This window comes from Pannonibacter sp. SL95, from assembly GCF_026672425.1.
In the GTDB taxonomy this organism is placed as follows: domain Bacteria; phylum Pseudomonadota; class Alphaproteobacteria; order Rhizobiales; family Stappiaceae; genus Pannonibacter.
Genome location: NZ_JAPPRC010000003.1, coordinates 1,453,313 through 1,469,763 on the forward strand (window position 1 = coordinate 1,453,313; position 16,451 = coordinate 1,469,763).

Below are 16,451 nucleotides of genomic sequence, written 5' to 3' on the forward strand. Positions count from 1 at the left end.
CTGCGAGCTTTCCATATAAGCACCGTATAAGCAGAAAGTGTCAAATTGCATCGCAGGCCATCGCAAACCCTTCATACTAACTATTTGATTTTGCGTAATTCATAGTAGCCAATCGTATCGGGTGATACATATGAAATGAGATTTGTAATCAGGGGGTCACGGGTTCGAATCCTGTCGCCGGCACCATTTTCCGGGCGACCTTTTTGTCACCTTCTACCTGCTAGTCGGCAGATGCATTGAATCGGCTTTTCGCTCTTCTCGCTGGTTGAGACCGCCTTTTACCCCAGCATCCACCCTTGACCACCCGCGTGTGAAAATGTCAGGGGGAAGGCTGGTGGCCGGGCTGGCTTGTGGCTCGGCTTTGGACAGAGACTGAACCGGTCTGGCGCGCCAGCCTGCGGCAGGCGGCGATCCTCGGGTCGCAAGCCTTGCGCGCCTTGCTTCAAGCGCCGGCAACAAAGGATGCATGGATGGCCAGCACGCTTGCTGAGATCGGCCTCATTGGCCTTGGCACCATGGGTGCCGCCCTTGCCCTCAACATCGCCGAAAAGGGCTTCCCCATCGCGGTGTTCAACCGCACGACGGAGGTCAACCGCCGCTTCCACGCCGAAGCCGGCGCGCTGGCGGCCAATGTCATCCCGACCGAGAGCCTCGCCGATCTGGTCGCAAGCCTGAAGCAGCCGCGTGCGATCATCCTGATGGTTCCCGCCGGTCAGGCCGTGGATGACCAGATCGCCGCGCTGGCCCCCCTCCTCGACAAGGACGATCTCGTCATTGACGCAGGCAACGCCAATTTCCACGACACCAACCGCCGCGCGGCAGCCGGCCTGCCGATGCGCTTTCTCGGCCTCGGCGTGTCGGGCGGCGAGGAAGGCGCGCGCCATGGTCCCTCGATCATGGGCGGCGGCCTGAAGGCAGACTGGGACCGGGTCTCCCATATCCTGGAAGCGATTTCCGCACGGTATCAGGACATTCCCTGCGCCACCTGGATGGGCGAGGCCGGGGCTGGCCATTTCGTCAAGGCGGTGCATAACGGGATCGAATATGCCGACATGCAGATGATCGCCGAGATCTACGGCATCCTGCGAGACGGGCTGGGCCACTCGGCTGGCGACATCGGTGCGCTGTTTGCCGCCTGGAACGAGGGCGTGCTGCGGTCCTATCTCGTTGAAATTTCAGCAGCCGTTTCCAAGGCCACCGATCCTGCGACCGGCCAGCCGATGCTGGACGTGATCCTCGACAGCGCCGGCCAGAAGGGAACCGGCCGCTGGACTGCCATCGAGGCGCAGCATCTGGCAACTCCCGTGCCGGTGATCGAGGCGGCCGTGATGGCGCGCAACGTCTCTGCCCGGCTGGATGAGCGCAAGGCTGGCGAGGCCCGCTTCGGCGCGGCGCCCAAGCGTCTCGGCGGAACGGACGCACCGTCCGCTGCCACGCTGGAACAGGCGATGATCGCCGGCAAGATCCTCTGCTACGCGCAGGGTTTCGCCATGATTTCAGCAGCTTCCGACAGTTTCGGCTGGTCGCTGCCGCTGCCGGAGATCGCCCGTGTCTGGCGCGCCGGCTGCATCATTCGCTCGGACATGCTGAACGACATGGCCTCGGCCCTCACCGAAAATCCGGGCCGCAACCTGATCCTGGCGCCTGATTTTGCTGCCCGGCTCGAGGCGACCATTCCGGCCCTGCGCCAGGTGGTGGCGCTCGGCGCGCTGAACGGCCTGCCGGTGCCCGCCCTTGCGTCGGGTCTGGCGTGGTTTGACCTGATGCGGACCGCGCGCGGCACGGCCAACATGATCCAGGCGCAGCGCGATTTCTTTGGCGCACATGGCTTCGACCGGCTCGATGGCCGCGACATCCACCATGGTCCGTGGGGCGCGGGGGCCTGAGTCAGGCCTCTGATTTCGTTAGATTTTTCCTCCGTCATCCCGGCCAAGCGAAGCGTCGAGCCGGGACCGGAGAGCCGAAGTCTCGATTTTTGGGGAGTTGGGAACCGATGGGCCTTGGCTCTCCGGTCCCGGGTCTTCGCTTCGCTGCGCCCGGGATTGTTTGTTGTCCGAGGTGCTAGGGTAAAGGGGAAGCTGCGACCCTTAACCCGCAGCTTCAGCGTCAGGCGACCGTCCCGGGGTCGGGTTTTCACCCGCTGTCATCATGGCTCCCTGACGCTTCCCTTTTCCCGCTTGGAGAGTTGATTGGGCCTCTGGTTGACACCCACGCCCGCAAACAATCCGAAGCACGTCAAGGATAGCACGGCCATGCCCGCCCTGCAGCAGCCTCCCGCCCATGTCTGCGGCTTCGATGTCGCCAAGGACAGCATCACCGCCTTCGACACCGCCACCGGCCGTGTCACGACCTTCCCCAACCGCTCCGCCAGCATCCGCAAGGCGCTGACAGGCCTGTCGGCCGACTGCCTGTGCGTGTTGGAGCCGACCGGCGGCCACGAGCGCCTGCTGGTGGGCGAACTGACGGCAGCAGGCCTTGCCTGCCACCGGGCCGATACCGTTAAGGTCAAGGCATTCAGCCGGTCCTTCGGCCGTCTTGCCAAGACAGACGCCATCGATGCCCAGGCTCTGGCCCGCTATGGCGAGGAGCGCTGGAAGACACTCGCCCTGTTCACGCCGGCCGATGAGACCCAGAGCACACTCGCCAGCCTCAATGCCCGCCGTCAGGAGCTTCTCGCCCTCAAGGTGGCCGAGCAGAACCGCTCAAAGATCCCCGGAGAGGGACCTGGCATCGCGATCATCCGCCGCTCCTGCCAGGTCATCCTGCGGGCGATCCTGCACGAGATCGAGGCCATCGACGCCGCCATCGAGGCGCTCGTCGACGCCTCGCCGCAGCTCGCCCGCCGGATCGAGGTCTGCTGCTCCCTGCCGGGCGTGGGCAAGCGCACCGCCATCACCCTCGCCGCAACCATGCCGGAACTGGGAACGATGGACCGGCGCCAGGCCGCAAGCCTCGCCGGGGTCGCCCCTCATCCGAAGGACAGCGGAACCCTCAAGGGATATCGCCGGATGCACGGCGGACGCTCCACCGTCAAGCCGGCCCTCTTCATGGCCGCCTTGTCCGCAAGCCGCGCAAACGGGCCATTAAAGGAGGTCTATCAAAGGCTTATCAACAACGGGAAGAAGCCAATCCTCGCAATCGCCGCCCTCATGCGAAAGATCATCGTCATCCTGAACGCAAGGATCAGGCAAAACGCACAACAACAGAGTTGATGACGATCAATGACTGGGAACGGGCGGCCAGATGGCTGCCCGTTCTTGCATTGTGGTGCAAGCCGGTGCTTTGACCTTGGCCTTCGCCCCGGGATGCTGTTTAGTGGTCGTCCCTGCGGCAAAGACCTGCAGGACCAAGGGGATGCGCCGGGAAACGCCATGACGACGAGACCACAGATCCGCTCTGGCCGCATTGCGCTTGTGGGCAGCGACACCGAGGAATCACGCCTGGCGCTGGACAATCTGGCTGAGCGCTACGGCAATGCCCCACCCGAGGAAGCCGACGTGATTGTTGCTCTCGGCGGTGACGGCTTGATGCTGCAGACGCTGCATCGCTTCATGAATTCCGGTCTGCCGATCTATGGCATGAATCGGGGGTCGGTCGGCTTTTTGATGAATGAATACAAGGAGGAAGACCTCCTGGCCCGGCTTGGTGCGGCCGATGTGACGACGATCCATCCCCTGTTCCTGCAGGCGGTCGACCAGTCCGGCGGCCATCACACGGCGAGGGCGATCAATGAGGTCTCGCTGCTCAGGCAGACGTACCAAGCGGCAAAGCTGCGCATTTCGGTCGATGGACGGCAGCGGCTTGAGGAACTGATCTGCGACGGCTGCCTGATCGCGACACCGGCGGGAAGTACGGCCTACAACCTCTCGGCGCATGGGCCGATCTTGCCGATTTCCGCGCCTTTACTTGCACTTACGCCAATCAGCGCCTTCCGCCCGCGGCGCTGGCGCGGGGCGCTTCTGCCCAACCGGGCCACGGTCGACATCGAGGTTCTTGAACCCGGAAAGCGCCCGGTGAGTGCGGCGGCGGACCATACCGAGATCCGTAATGTTGCCAAGGTCAGCGTGCGCGAGGACACCGGATCGTCCTGCATCATGATGTTTGACCAGGAACATGGCTGGGACGAAAGAATTCTGAGCGAGATGTTTCGATATTGAATCGCAACGCTTTTTTAGCCTGATCAGAGCAAGCTTGCGCGGAACTGGAAACGGCCGGCCGAGGCGGGGCTCGCGGCGGAGAGGGTTGAAGCGATGTCTGGTACGGACCAGCCTTTTGGTGAGGACGATTTCGACGGCGAAGTCGAATTTCTCACGCCCCCCAAGGACTTGCGCAAGAAAGTTCGGATCATGAGTCCGCGCGAGGCCGCCAAGTTCGACCCTGTTAAGGCCGCTGAAGCGGCGCTGCAGAAACTGTCCGGGCACTTTGATGGCTGGATGGGCAGCGAGGCAGAGGCGCTCGCCTCCGCGTGGCAGGACATCGACGAAAACGGCCTGTCATCTCAGACACTTGAGCCGCTTTACCAGGCCGCCCACAACATCAAGGGGCAGTCGGCGACGCTGGGATTTCCGCTGGTCGGGCAGGTCGCGGGCAATCTGTGCCATCTGATCGAGACTGTTGATGCGGCCGAGGCCATTCCGGCGGTGCTGCTGCGCCAGCATGTGGAGGCCATTCGCGCGATGATCAGCGAAAAGGCCAAGGATGACAGCAACTTGACCGGTGTCACCCTGCTGCGCAAGCTGACCGATGTGACCAACGATTTTCTTGCACGGCGACCCGGCCGCGACGGTTGAGGCCCTGTTGACCGGACCTGGACATTTGCGCGTCGCTGCGCGACAAAGTCACGCCAAAACGATCCCAAAGCCGGACAAATTCACGCCGCAGCGCGCATGTCCTCGATAAAGGCCCGTGCTTCGCTGCGTGCAGCCTCAAGCGCAAGTGTGCGGATGAGCTGCACGATGTCCTCACCGGCCGTCTGGCCGGCGCTGGCATCGGCCTCCAGCCGGGCAGCAACCGCCTCCAGCACCTGCCGCACGATTACCGGACTGGCATCGGCGCGGAAGTCTTCTTCCGCCTGACGGTAGGCGAGGACCGCGATGGCCAGCACGCTCTGGCAGCGGACCGGCAGGCCGGCAGCGCCAAGCAGGGCCTTCAAGGCGGTGTCCCGCCCGGTCGCCAGAACATGGGCAACCTTCTCCCGGTCTTGCCCGGTGAGCAGGGCGAGGCCAAAGCCGAAGAGGCGCAGGTTGCCCTGGCCCAGAGCCCGGATCAGCAGCCGGGCCGTCAACTGGCCGCTCGCCCGCAGATGCTCGATAAAGGCCGGAATGGCCGCATCTTCAGCTTGGGCGCAGAGCACCAGTGTTGCCCGCTCGCGGGCTTCTTCCAGATAGACGGCCGTTTCGTCCGGATCCGACCCCACCAGCACGACCGCCCGCTCGCGCAGGCCATCGGTGAGCGCGGTGAGCAGGCGGTGGCGGACCGCCAGCGGCAGATTGGGGCGGGCCAGCAGCCGGTTGCGAAGCTCGGCTTCGCCGGCAAAGCGCTCGGCTAGCCGCGACAGGCTGAAGACGAGAAGCGGCGCGTGTTCGTTGTCGAGCAGCTCGGCGCAGACCGCAGCCGGTGCCACTTCGGCCAAGGCGGCGGCGACCGGGGCCGACAGCAGGGTGCGGCGGGCAATGGCGCGCTGGATGAGGACATCGCCCTCGGCGGCCAGATCGATCAGGTCCGCATCGGGAATGAGCGGTGACTGCGCCAGCACCAGCGCGGCGATTTCGCTGCGGTCGCGCATCAACGCCAGAACGAGATGGCGCGGTGCATCTGCGCGGCGGGCAAACACATCGGCGAGGGCAAACCGCACTTCGGGCGCAGGGTCATCAAGCAGCCAGGTCAGCGCCGACAGCGCGGCGGCCCGGTCTTCCTCGGACAAAGGCGAATGCAGATAGGCCCGCGCAAGCGCCCCCGTCGCCTCCGCCCGCGCGCCAACCGGCGCTGTATCGATCCACTGAAGAAACTGACGAATGATCATGGCTAGACCGGACTACTCACCTTGCAACGGCGCTTCCATGACAGAAACCTTGCCACGCAAAGGCTTAACGTTCGGTTCACCATAAAAATGAGGGGGCTCACTGCGCTTGATATGCGACCTCAGTCGGGTATCTCGCGGAGAATCACCCCACTCAGACGTCGTCCCCGCCTCCGTGCGGGGATCGCGCTACTGGCGGGGCCGCTGTTGGGCTTTGGCTCGGGGAAAGGCCGGTGGATCCCCGCACAAGGCGGGGATGACGGCGGAGATCGATAGGGAGGCTGAAGGCCCGGAGGCGCTGTAGCTGTGTCGGGCGGGGAAACGCGGTATGGATCCCCGCACAAGTCTGAACAACGGGGGCGGGGATGACGCCGCGGGGCGCGGCGGATGTCGAGGGTGTGTGGCCAGTGGTCGTCGTCATGCCATGGCTTGCCCACGGCATGACGAGGGACGGGGCATTGCCTGTCAGGCGGCGGACTTGGTCCAGAGGGGGAAGGGGTCGGTCATGTGGCGCCAGGCGGCCGGGGTGAAGCCTTTGGCGGGCACGAGGCATTCGGCCAATTCCCGGCGCAGCGCCTCTTCGTCCATCGGGTCGCATCCGATGAAGACCAGTTCCTGCCGCCGGTCGCCCCAGACCGGGTCGAGGTAGCTTTCCATCGATCGGTGCCAGTCGGGATGTTCCGGCCAGTAGGACTTCGGCACCGCCGACCACCAGAGCCCCCGCTTTTCAGTGCGCACCTGCGCGCCGGCCTGCGACAGTTCGCCGACGAAATCGGGCCGGGTGGCGAGCCAGAAGAAGCCCTTGGCGCGAACGACGCCGGGCCAGGAGCGGTTGATGAAGGCCTGCAGCTTTTCCGGGTCAAAGGGCTGGCGGGCGCGGAAGACGAAGGAGCGGATGCCGTATTCTTCCGTCTCTGGTGTGTGATCGGCGAAACCGTTCAGTTCCTTGTACCAGAGCGGATGGGTGTGGGCGCGCTCGAAGTCGAAGCGGCCGGTGCCGAGAATGTCGGAGAGGGGAACCTGACCGAAGTCGGTCTCCACCAGCCGTGCTTCCGGGTTCAGCGACCGGATGATCTTGCGGGCAGCTTCGAGGTCTTCTCGCGTCGCGGAGGAGATCTTGTTGAGAACGATAACGTCGGCAAACTCGATCTGATCGGTCAGCAGGTCAATGAGCGTGCGGGTGTCGTCCTCGCCCAGCGACTGGCCGATGTCAGTCAGGCTTTCGACCGATCCGAATTGCGTCAGCAGGCCGGCTGCGTCGACCACGGTGACCATGGTGTCGAGCCGGGCGATGTCCGACAGGCTCTCGTCGTTCTCGTCGCGGAACTCGAAGGTGGAGGCCACCGGCAGAGGTTCGGCAATGCCGGTGGATTCGATCAGCAGATAATCAAAGCGGCCTTCCTCGGCGAGGCGCCGGACCTCGACGAGGAGATCATCGCGCAAGGTGCAGCAGATGCAGCCATTGGTCATCTCGACCAGCGTCTCCTCTGTGCGCGACAGGTTGGCACCGCCGTCGCGGATGAGGGCTGCGTCGATGTTCACTTCGGACATGTCATTGACGATCACGGCAACTTTCAGCCCCTCGCGATTGGCCAGGACATGATTGAGCAGCGTGGTCTTTCCGGCGCCGAGAAAGCCGGACAGGACGGTGACGGGCAGGCGTTTGGTCATGATCTCCCTCATGAATGACGCTAAATGTAATAACGTTACATGTCTATAGCGACCATGACCCTGCTTGCCAAGGCCTGCGTCAGCTTGACCACAGGCGGACGATCGCCAAACGCTTGACGGAGCGCCTTGATAAAAATATGAGTTCGTAACTCATGTATTTTGGTGGCGTGTCTGATCCGGCCGCTGCCCTGTCGAGAAGGATTGCAGGGATGTTCATCGCGATGAACCGCTTCAAGGTGAAGACCGACCGGCAGGTGGAGTTCGAGGCGGTCTGGAAGGGGCGGGACTCGCGTCTGGCCGAGCTGCCGGGCTTCCAGGGCTTTCACCTGTTGAAGGGGCCAATGAACGAGGAAGACGGCATCACGCTCTATGCCTCGCACACGGTCTGGGCGAGCCGGGAGGACTTCCTGGCCTGGACGAAATCCGAGCAGTTCCGCGATGCCCATCGCAACGCCGGCGGCAACAAGGACCTCTATGCCGGTCCGCCGCAGTTCGAAGGCTTTGAAGCTGTCGAGGGCGCGTGATGGACAAGACCCCGAAGGACAGCGATGCTGCTGGCAAGCCGGCGTGTGGGGGAGCTGGTGACGGCGGAGACGCCATGGTGCTGGCGCGGGACGAACAGGCGGTGCTGCAGGTGCTGCGGTTCATTTGCCTGACCTATGCCAAACCGCAGGTACACAGCTGGGAACAGGCGCTGGCAATGGCCGCCGACGCGTTCGGTCCGGCCGTTGGCGGCGAGGTTGCCGTGGCCGTGATGCAGCTGATGCGGGCGATCCGCGTGACGCGGCGCACGACGTTCCGGTTTCGGGACCCGAACTGCGCCTGCTGCCGCACGCGCCTGTCCGACGTGGAGGCGAAGGTGATCACGCTGGTTCGGGCCGCGCGCAAGGACCCCTTGCGCCCGGCCCGGGTGGATGCGCTGCTCCTGACCGAGGGCGGCCCGACCGCCGCCGTCCTGGCAGAAGCCGATAGGCTGGCCGGTGTGCTGGAACGGCGACTGATTGCGCGCGCGGCGTGATCCGCTTGGCGCTTTTTCAGGTGACCCTGGCGGGTTCAGGCTGGGTGAACCGGGAGCGGAGCGTCCCGGGTTCAGACGGATAAAAAAACCCTATGTGTCATCAACTCTGTTGTTGTGCGTTTTGCCTGATCCTTGCGTTCAGGATGACGATGATCTTTCGCATGAGGGCGGCGATTGCGAGGATTGGCTTCTTCCCGTTGTTGATAAGCCTTTGATAGACCTCCTTTAATGGCCCGTTTGCGCGGCTTGCGGACAAGGCGGCCATGAAGAGGGCCGGCTTGACGGTGGAGCGTCCGCCGTGCATCCGGCGATATCCCTTGAGGGTTCCGCTGTCCTTCGGATGAGGGGCGACCCCGGCGAGGCTTGCGGCCTGGCGCCGGTCCATCGTTCCCAGTTCCGGCATGGTTGCGGCGAGGGTGATGGCGGTGCGCTTGCCCACGCCCGGCAGGGAGCAGCAGACCTCGATCCGGCGGGCGAGCTGCGGCGAGGCGTCGACGAGCGCCTCGATGGCGGCGTCGATGGCCTCGATCTCGTGCAGGATCGCCCGCAGGATGACCTGGCAGGAGCGGCGGATGATCGCGATGCCAGGTCCCTCTCCGGGGATCTTTGAGCGGTTCTGCTCGGCCACCTTGAGGGCGAGAAGCTCCTGACGGCGGGCATTGAGGCTGGCGAGTGTGCTCTGGGTCTCATCGGCCGGCTTGCACAGGGCGAGTGTCTTCCAGCGCTCCTCGCCATAGCGGGCCAGAGCCTGGGCATCGATGGCGTCTGTCTTGGCAAGACGGCCGAAGGACCGGCTGAATGCCTTGACCTTAACGGTATCGGCCCGGTGGCAGGCAAGGCCTGCTGCCGTCAGTTCGCCCACCAGCAGGCGCTCGTGGCCGCCGGTCGGCTCCAACACGCACAGGCAGTCGGCCGACAGGCCTGTCAGCGCCTTGCGGATGCTGGCGGAGCGGTTGGGGAAGGTCGTGACACGGCCGGTGGCGGTGTCGAAGGCGGTGATGCTGTCCTTGGCGACATCGAAGCCGCAGACATGGGCGGGAGGCTGCTGCAGGGCGGGCATGGCCGTGCTATCCTTGACGTGCTTCGGATTGTTTGCGGGCGTGGGTGTCAACCAGAGGCCCAATCAACTCTCCAAGCGGGAAAAGGGAAGCGTCAGGGAGCCATGATGACAGCGGGTGAAAACCCGACCCCGGGACGGTCGCCTGACGCTGAAGCTGCGGGTTAAGGGTCGCAGCTTCCCCTTTACCCTAGCACCTCGGACAACAAACAATCCCGGACGCAGCGAAGCGGAGATCCGGGACCGGGGAGCCTAGGTCTCTCCGGGCTTAACTGATCGAAATATAGAGGCTTCGACTCTCCGGTCCCGGCTCGGCGCTGCGCTTGGCCGGGATGACGGGGGAGGTCGAGGTTTGATATCACGCTCGTCCGGGATCGGAGCGTCCCGCGCTTCAAACGACTGAACAGCCCGTTACCCTTCCATCGTCATCCTCGGCCTTGTGCCGAGGATCTATGCAAATCAATGGTCTGCAGATGGTCGGGACAGGCCCGACCATGACGAAGGAGAGGATTGTGTCCCTTGCAGTCTCTCCAGGCCCGAGCTTTTCCGGTGCACTCGACGTGTCGGACCCGGCTCTCCGGTCCCGGCTCGGCGCTGCGCTTGGCCGGGATGACGGGGGTGAAGTCGAGGTTTGTCATCAAGCTCGTCCGGGAGCGGAGCGTTCCGGGCTTCAAGTGACTGAACAGCCGTTACCTCTCCATCGTCATCCTCGGCCTTGTGCCGAGGATCTGTACAAATCAATTGCGTGCAGATGGCCGGGACAGGCCCGACCATGACGAAGGAGAGGATTGTGTCCTTTGCAGTCTCTCTACGCCCGGGCTTCTCAAGTGCGCTCGACGGAGCGGACCCGGGCTCTCCGGTCCTGGCCGCTGCGCTTGGCCGGGATGACGTGGGTGAGGTCCGGGTCAGTTGCCTGCCTTAAAGTCCCATCTTGGAGCGGGCGAGGTAGAGCGACAGCACGGCGGCGTTTGACACGTTGAGCGAGCGGATCTCGCCGGGCATGTCGAGGCGGGCGAGGGTGTCGCAGGCCGCGCGCACACCCTGGCGCACGCCCTTGCCCTCGGAGCCCAGCACAAGCACTGTCTTGTCGCCGAATGTGGTTTCCTCGAGTGTCGCCGGTCCATCGCTGTCGAGCGCAACGCGGAAGAAGCCTTCCTCGCCCATCTCATCGAGGAACCGGGCGAGGTTCTTGACCCGCACATGCTTGATCATGTCGAGCGCGCCGGAGGCGGATTTGGCGAGAACCGAGCCTTCTTCCGGCGCATGCCGTTCGGTTGTGACGACGGCGTCAGCGGCAAGCGCCACGGCCGAGCGCAGGATCGCGCCGACATTATGCGGATCGGTGACCTGATCGAGAACCAGCACCAGCCTTGCGCCCTTCAGTTCCTTGACGCCATAGGCCGGCAGGGGATCGGCTTCCAGGATCATGCCCTGGTGCACGGCATCCTTGGTAACCATGCGGTCCAGCGCCCGCGGCGCGGTGATCTCGACAGGCACGTCGATCTTCACGCCGCGCTCTTCCAGACGGTTGACGGCGTTCTCCGTGGCAAAGAGCTTGATGCGCTTGCGATCGCGGTTGGCGAAGGCGGCCTCGACCGTGTGCAGGCCGTAAAGCAGCACCGGGCCTTCCGGCGGCAGGCCGGGACGGCGCGGCCCGGGTTTCACGAAGCCGCGGCCGGGCTTGTCGCGCTGCCACGGCGAGCGGTCGCCGCCAGCGCCTGTCGGGCCGGATTTGCGGAAGCCGCCAGCCCCGGCGGGGCGGGGGCGTTTGCTGGAAGATGTGTCGTCGCTCATGGAGCTGTCATAAAGGCAATCGCGGTCCAGTTGAACCGCGATTTTCAAGGCATTGACTGCAACAGGCAGCTTTTGTGCCCGGGCAGGGCGGTCGGCCTCATTCCGGTGCCCAGCTTCAGGCTGTTTGCAGCGGGAAGATCATGCAGGTGACGGTGCCATGGGCGATCAGCTTTCCCTTGGCATCGACCAGGCGGCCTTCGGCGGTGGCGAGGCGGCTGCCGCGATGGGCGACCAGTCCTTCACAGCGCACCTCGCCGGAGCCGGGCATCAGGGGGCGCACCATGTTCACGGTGAGCGAGGTGGTCGTATAGATCTCGCCGGGCTTCAGTTCCGTGTGGACGGCGCAGCTCATGGATGTGTCGAGGATCGTGGAGATCCAGCCGCCATGCACGGTGCCTTGCGGGTTCATATGTGCCTTGCCGGGATTGCCCCGAAAGACGGCACGACCGGCCTCTGCGGTCTCCAGGAAGATCTGCATCGTCACCATGATCGGCGGTGCGGGCAGCTTGCCCTCTTTCATATGCTGGAAGATCTCCAGACCGGACAGCTTGGTGATTTCGGTGAGAGGCAGGGCGCCGAGCTGCAGGGTGGCTGCTTCGGAGGGCGAAATTTCGCTCGTCATGGCATGTCCTTGTCGTTGGATCGAAGAAAGGGGGCTGGCGCGATCACTCGGGCCGTGCGGGGGAGGCAGTCGAAAGGGCGCGCAGGGCGTCGCGCAGGCGCTTCAGCCCGACGCGGACGGCGCCGGTGTCATCGGGACCCAGCTCTGCGAGCAGGCTGCTTTGAGCGGTTTGCCAGGCGGCTGCGGCCGCAAACAGGGCCGCGCGGCCCGCATCCGTAAGGGCGGGAAGCTGACGGCGGCCGGCACCCGGCGCCATGACGATCAGCCCGGCAGCCTGCAACGGCTTCAGATTGCGGGTGAGGGTGGAGCGGTCGATGGACAGGAACGAGGCGAGATCACCCAGGGAGGCCGGATTGCGCGACGCAATGCCGGCCAGCAGCGAGAACTGGGTGACCTCAAGGCCGGCGCTGGCCAGATGCGCATTGTAGTGCCGGGTAATCAGGTTGGACGTGCGGCGCACGGACAGCCCGAGACAGGTCCGTGCCATGGCGTCGACATCCGGCAGATCCTGCAAGGGCGTATCGTCGGCGGCAGGCATATGGTGCGGGCCGGTCATGGCGGGCTCCTGAGGCTATTGCATATACAACAACCGAAATGGGCGGGTATTGCAAGTACAAGAATCGAATCGTGGGCGGCCACCGGCGCCGAACAAGCGCACACGCAGGGACGACGTCGTCGGCAGGGAGATCAGGGCAGGAGAGGGGGGCGATAGGCGGTAAAAGCGGCAGCACAGCGGATGACGAGACAACCGGCTTTCGACCAAAAGGGGAGCCAAAGTCGCTGGATCCTGCGGGTTTGACCCAACTTCCAAGGCCTCCAGAGATCGGCGCGGCCTGGGGAAAAGCCCTGTGGAAACAAGGAAAAGCATTGATTCCGCGAGGGCATGTTGGCGCTGAGGCGGGCTCTGAAAACAGGAAAATGCAGGGGCCAATGCATTTTGTGACCTGACCCGGCAAATCGGCGTTGACAGGGCAGGACTGCATCTGCATAACACGCGCCACAGGACACCCCGCACTTGCGGCGGGGCGGTCTGTGAAGCCATCCTGACTGCTTCGGACAGAGGCTCGACGGAATGGAGGAGTGCCCGAGTGGCTAAAGGGGACGGACTGTAAATCCGTTGGCTAAGCCTACGTTGGTTCGAATCCAACCTCCTCCACCATCGTCTCCCGAAGTCCGGGTCAGCGGGTGTAGCTCAATGGTAGAGCAGCAGCCTTCCAAGCTGATGACGAGGGTTCGATTCCCTTCACCCGCTCCATCACTGGGTGCCGATCAGAGTGACCGGTACGGGCAAGTTCTGTCCCGGGGTCCTGGACAGAACGGGAAGCAATTCGCTGCCTCCGGGGCGCCTGAAATGGCGACCGCAGCGGCCGGAAAGCGTCCCGCCTCGAACCTAAACGACTGAACCGCGTAACGGATAGAGAGCGACGCCGATGGCGAAGGAAAAGTTTGAGCGCACGAAGCCGCACGTGAACATTGGCACGATCGGCCACGTTGACCACGGCAAGACGACGCTGACCGCAGCGATCACCATGACGCTGGCAGAAGTCGGCGGCGCGGTCGCCAAGGCCTATGACCAGATCGACGCTGCGCCGGAAGAAAAGGCCCGCGGCATCACGATCTCCACGGCACACGTCGAGTACGAGACGGCCAACCGTCACTACGCTCACGTTGACTGCCCGGGTCACGCCGACTACGTCAAGAACATGATCACCGGTGCTGCCCAGATGGACGGCGCGATCCTGGTTTGCTCGGCCGCTGACGGCCCGATGCCGCAGACCCGCGAGCACATCCTGCTCGCCCGTCAGGTCGGCGTGCCGGCTCTGGTGGTGTTCATGAACAAGGTCGACCAGGTCGACGACGAAGAGCTTCTGGACCTCGTCGAGATGGAGCTGCGCGAGCTGCTTTCGTCCTACGACTTCCCGGGCGACGACATTCCGATCGTCAAGGGCTCGGCGCTGGCCGCGGTTGAAAACCGTGACGCCGCCATCGGCCGTGACGCGATCCGCTCGCTGATGGACGCTGTTGACAGCTACATCCCGACCCCGGAGCGTCCGATCGACCAGCCGTTCCTGATGCCGATCGAAGACGTGTTCTCGATCTCCGGCCGTGGCACCGTGGTGACCGGTCGCGTCGAGCGCGGCATCGTCAAGGTTGGCGAGGAAGTCGAAGTCGTCGGCATCCGCGACACCCGCAAGACGACCGTTACCGGCGTTGAAATGTTCCGCAAGCTGCTCGATCAGGGCCAGGCTGGCGACAACATCGGCGCTCTGGTTCGCGGCGTTGGCCGTGAAGACGTGGAGCGTGGTCAGGTTCTGTGCAAGCCGGGTACGGTCAAGCCGCACAAGAAGTTCAAGGCTGAAGCCTACATCCTGACCAAGGAAGAAGGCGGCCGTCATACGCCGTTCTTCACGAACTACCGTCCGCAGTTCTACTTCCGCACGACCGACGTGACGGGCATCGTTGAACTGCCGGAAGGCACCGAAATGGTCATGCCGGGCGACAACATCTCCGTCGTCGTCACGCTGATCGTTCCGATCGCCATGGAAGACGGCCTGCGCTTCGCAATCCGCGAAGGCGGCCGTACCGTCGGCGCCGGCGTCGTTGCCTCCATCATCGAGTAAGGTGATGCTGGTGCCAGCTGCAGAGCTGGCACCGCCTAGCCCCTGATTTTACTTGCCAAACTGGCAAAGCAGGGGCTAAACACAGCGAGACAGGGCGGTGGTTCGCCATCGCCCATGCAGGGGTATAGCTCAGTTGGTAGAGCGGCGGTCTCCAAAACCGCAGGTCGCGGGTTCGAGCCCTGCTGCCCCTGCCATTTTTGTTCTTGCAGTTTGGCCGCCGAGGCCTTAAAGAGGACCACTCGGGCGGGGCGCGCGGATGATTCTGCGCGCCCGCTCGTCGTGACAAAATCGGGACCGGAATGGCCAAGACCAATCCCTTTACGTTTATCCAGCAGGTTCGCTCCGAGGCATCCAAGGTCATCTGGCCGACCCGGCGCGAGACCGCGGTCACGACCGTCATGGTGTTCCTGATGGTGCTGATCGCCTCGATTTTCTTCCTGGTGGCCGATCAGCTGATGAGCTGGGGTGTCAGTCTGTTGCTCGGCCTCGGCAACTGACGACCGGTAACCACGATACAAGATGCGGATCTGAGCTCATGCCCAAGCGCTGGTACATTGTGCACGCCTATTCGAATTTCGAAAAGAAGGTGGCCGATTCCATTCGCGAAAAAGCCGCGCAGAAGGGCTTGTCCGATCTGTTCGACGAAATTCTCGTTCCGATGGAGAAGGTCGTCGAGGTGCGTCGCGGCCGCAAGGTCGACGCCGAACGCAAGTTTTTCCCGGGCTATGTCCTGGTGAAGATGGATATGACCGACGAGGCGTTCCATCTCATCAAGAACACCCCGAAGGTCACCGGTTTCCTCGGTGCCGAACAGAAGCCGATGCCGATTTCGGAAAAGGAAGCCCTGCGGATCCTGAACCAGGTTCAGGAAGGCGTGGAGCGTCCGAAGCCGTCCGTCAGCTTCGAAGTCGGCGAGCAGGTTCGCGTGTCCGATGGTCCGTTCGCCTCCTTCTCCGGCATTGTCGAGGAAGTTGATGACGAACGTGCGCGCCTCAAGGTCGCGGTGTCCATTTTCGGCCGGCCGACGCCGGTCGAACTCGAATTCGGTCAGGTCGACAAGGTCGGCTGAACCGGACAGCAGTCCTTCAAGGGCTGCGGCAGGCGGTTTCCGCCTGCTTGTAAAGGGTGGCAGGAAAAGCGGGCCTTCGCCGGGTCGCCAATCCATACCACCCACTCCTGAACGCCGGTCGCCCGGCATGCTTAATAGGAGAGCAGTATGGCGAAGAAAATTGAAGGTTACATCAAGCTGCAGGTGGCTGCTGGCTCTGCCACGCCGTCTCCCCCGATCGGTCCGGCGCTGGGTCAGCGCGGCCTCAACATCATGGAGTTCTGCAAGGCGTTCAACGCGCAGACCCAGGATATCGAGAAGGGCGCTCCGTGCCCGGTCGTCATCACCTATTTCTCTGACCGCTCCTTCACCTTCGAGATCAAGACGGCTCCGGTGAGCTTCTTCCTCAAGAAGGCCGCTGGCATCAAGTCCGGTTCCAAGACCCCGGGCAAGGGCACCGTCGGCAAGGTGACCAAGGCGCAGGTGCGCGACATTGCTCTGGCGAAGATGAAGCATCTGAACGCCAACGATGTTGAGGCTGCCATGCTCATGGTTGAGGGTTCCGCCCGTTCGATGGGCCTCGAGGTCGTGGAGTAAGAAC

16 protein-coding genes and 3 tRNA genes are annotated in these 16,451 nt (G+C 63.8%); 13 read left to right on the forward strand and 6 right to left on the reverse strand.

Annotation, left to right across the window (positions count from 1 at the left end; translation table 11 throughout):
* The first annotated feature begins 470 nt into the window (after positions 1-470).
* The 4 genes from gndA (at position 471) to OVA12_RS07470 (ending at position 4,790) form a co-directional block, all read left to right on the forward strand.
* Positions 471-1,886, forward strand: coding sequence for an NADP-dependent phosphogluconate dehydrogenase (gene gndA / locus OVA12_RS07455; RefSeq protein WP_268135896.1), 1,416 nt, complete (start codon positions 471-473; stop codon positions 1,884-1,886).
* 366 nt (positions 1,887-2,252) lie between these two features.
* Positions 2,253-3,212: an IS110 family transposase gene (locus OVA12_RS07460; RefSeq protein ID WP_268134326.1), complete on the forward strand. Its 960-nt coding sequence runs from the start codon at positions 2,253-2,255 to the stop codon at positions 3,210-3,212.
* Between the two features lie 159 nt (positions 3,213-3,371).
* Positions 3,372-4,157: an NAD kinase gene (locus OVA12_RS07465; RefSeq protein WP_268135898.1), complete on the forward strand. Its 786-nt coding sequence runs from the start codon at positions 3,372-3,374 to the stop codon at positions 4,155-4,157.
* A gap of 93 nt (positions 4,158-4,250) precedes the next feature.
* A complete protein-coding gene (locus tag OVA12_RS07470) occupies positions 4,251-4,790 on the forward strand; it encodes an Hpt domain-containing protein (protein ID WP_268135900.1) in 540 nt (179 codons plus the stop codon).
* Between the two features lie 80 nt (positions 4,791-4,870).
* Here the strand turns inward: OVA12_RS07470 and OVA12_RS07475 are convergent, their stop codons facing one another.
* Positions 4,871-6,022: a DUF2336 domain-containing protein gene (locus OVA12_RS07475; RefSeq protein WP_268135902.1), complete on the reverse strand. Its 1,152-nt coding sequence runs from the start codon at positions 6,020-6,022 to the stop codon at positions 4,871-4,873.
* Between the two features lie 462 nt (positions 6,023-6,484).
* Positions 6,485-7,690, reverse strand: a complete 1,206-nt coding sequence (locus tag OVA12_RS07480) for a GTP-binding protein (RefSeq protein ID WP_268135904.1) — start codon at positions 7,688-7,690, stop codon at positions 6,485-6,487.
* Between the two features lie 209 nt (positions 7,691-7,899).
* On the opposite strand from OVA12_RS07480, the gene OVA12_RS07485 reads away from it, so the two are divergent.
* A complete protein-coding gene (locus OVA12_RS07485) occupies positions 7,900-8,214 on the forward strand; it encodes an antibiotic biosynthesis monooxygenase family protein (RefSeq protein ID WP_268135906.1) in 315 nt (104 codons plus the stop codon).
* Positions 8,214-8,708 carry a hypothetical protein gene (locus OVA12_RS07490; RefSeq protein WP_268135908.1) on the forward strand — a complete coding sequence of 165 codons (495 nt, stop codon included), beginning with the start codon at positions 8,214-8,216 and terminating at the stop codon, positions 8,706-8,708. Before OVA12_RS07485 ends, OVA12_RS07490 begins: the two co-directional genes overlap by 1 nt.
* A 100-nt stretch (positions 8,709-8,808) precedes the next feature.
* On the opposite strand, the gene OVA12_RS07495 is transcribed toward OVA12_RS07490, so the two are convergent.
* The 4 genes from OVA12_RS07495 to OVA12_RS07510 all read right to left on the reverse strand — a co-directional run bounded on the left by OVA12_RS07495 (position 8,809) and on the right by OVA12_RS07510 (position 12,737).
* Positions 8,809-9,768 carry an IS110 family transposase gene (locus tag OVA12_RS07495; protein WP_268135910.1) on the reverse strand — a complete coding sequence of 320 codons (960 nt, stop codon included), beginning with the start codon at positions 9,766-9,768 and terminating at the stop codon, positions 8,809-8,811.
* 915 nt (positions 9,769-10,683) lie between these two features.
* Positions 10,684-11,559, reverse strand: a complete 876-nt coding sequence (locus OVA12_RS07500) for a TrmH family RNA methyltransferase (RefSeq protein ID WP_268135911.1) — start codon at positions 11,557-11,559, stop codon at positions 10,684-10,686.
* 115 nt (positions 11,560-11,674) lie between these two features.
* Complete coding sequence (locus tag OVA12_RS07505; protein ID WP_268135913.1) at positions 11,675-12,181, reverse strand: PaaI family thioesterase; 507 nt, start codon at positions 12,179-12,181, stop codon at positions 11,675-11,677.
* 43 nt (positions 12,182-12,224) lie between these two features.
* Positions 12,225-12,737: a MarR family winged helix-turn-helix transcriptional regulator gene (locus tag OVA12_RS07510; protein ID WP_268135915.1), complete on the reverse strand. Its 513-nt coding sequence runs from the start codon at positions 12,735-12,737 to the stop codon at positions 12,225-12,227.
* A 518-nt stretch (positions 12,738-13,255) separates the two neighbouring features.
* On the opposite strand from OVA12_RS07510, the gene OVA12_RS07515 reads away from it, so the two are divergent.
* The 7 genes from OVA12_RS07515 to rplK all read left to right on the forward strand — a co-directional run bounded on the left by OVA12_RS07515 (position 13,256) and on the right by rplK (position 16,447).
* Positions 13,256-13,340: transfer RNA gene (locus OVA12_RS07515), tRNA-Tyr, on the forward strand.
* A 22-nt stretch (positions 13,341-13,362) separates the two neighbouring features.
* Positions 13,363-13,436: transfer RNA gene (locus tag OVA12_RS07520), tRNA-Gly, on the forward strand.
* Positions 13,437-13,611: 175 nt separating this feature from the next.
* Positions 13,612-14,802, forward strand: coding sequence for an elongation factor Tu (gene tuf / locus OVA12_RS07525; protein ID WP_268135917.1), 1,191 nt, complete (start codon positions 13,612-13,614; stop codon positions 14,800-14,802).
* A 118-nt stretch (positions 14,803-14,920) separates the two neighbouring features.
* Positions 14,921-14,996: transfer RNA gene (locus OVA12_RS07530), tRNA-Trp, on the forward strand.
* A 105-nt stretch (positions 14,997-15,101) separates the two neighbouring features.
* A complete protein-coding gene (gene secE, locus OVA12_RS07535) occupies positions 15,102-15,299 on the forward strand; it encodes a preprotein translocase subunit SecE (RefSeq protein ID WP_268135918.1) in 198 nt (65 codons plus the stop codon).
* A gap of 38 nt (positions 15,300-15,337) precedes the next feature.
* Positions 15,338-15,871, forward strand: a complete 534-nt coding sequence (gene nusG, locus OVA12_RS07540; RefSeq protein WP_268135920.1) for a transcription termination/antitermination protein NusG — start codon at positions 15,338-15,340, stop codon at positions 15,869-15,871.
* 147 nt (positions 15,872-16,018) lie between these two features.
* Positions 16,019-16,447 carry a 50S ribosomal protein L11 gene (rplK, locus tag OVA12_RS07545; RefSeq protein WP_268135922.1) on the forward strand — a complete coding sequence of 143 codons (429 nt, stop codon included), beginning with the start codon at positions 16,019-16,021 and terminating at the stop codon, positions 16,445-16,447.
* Positions 16,448-16,451: the final 4 nt, after the last annotated feature.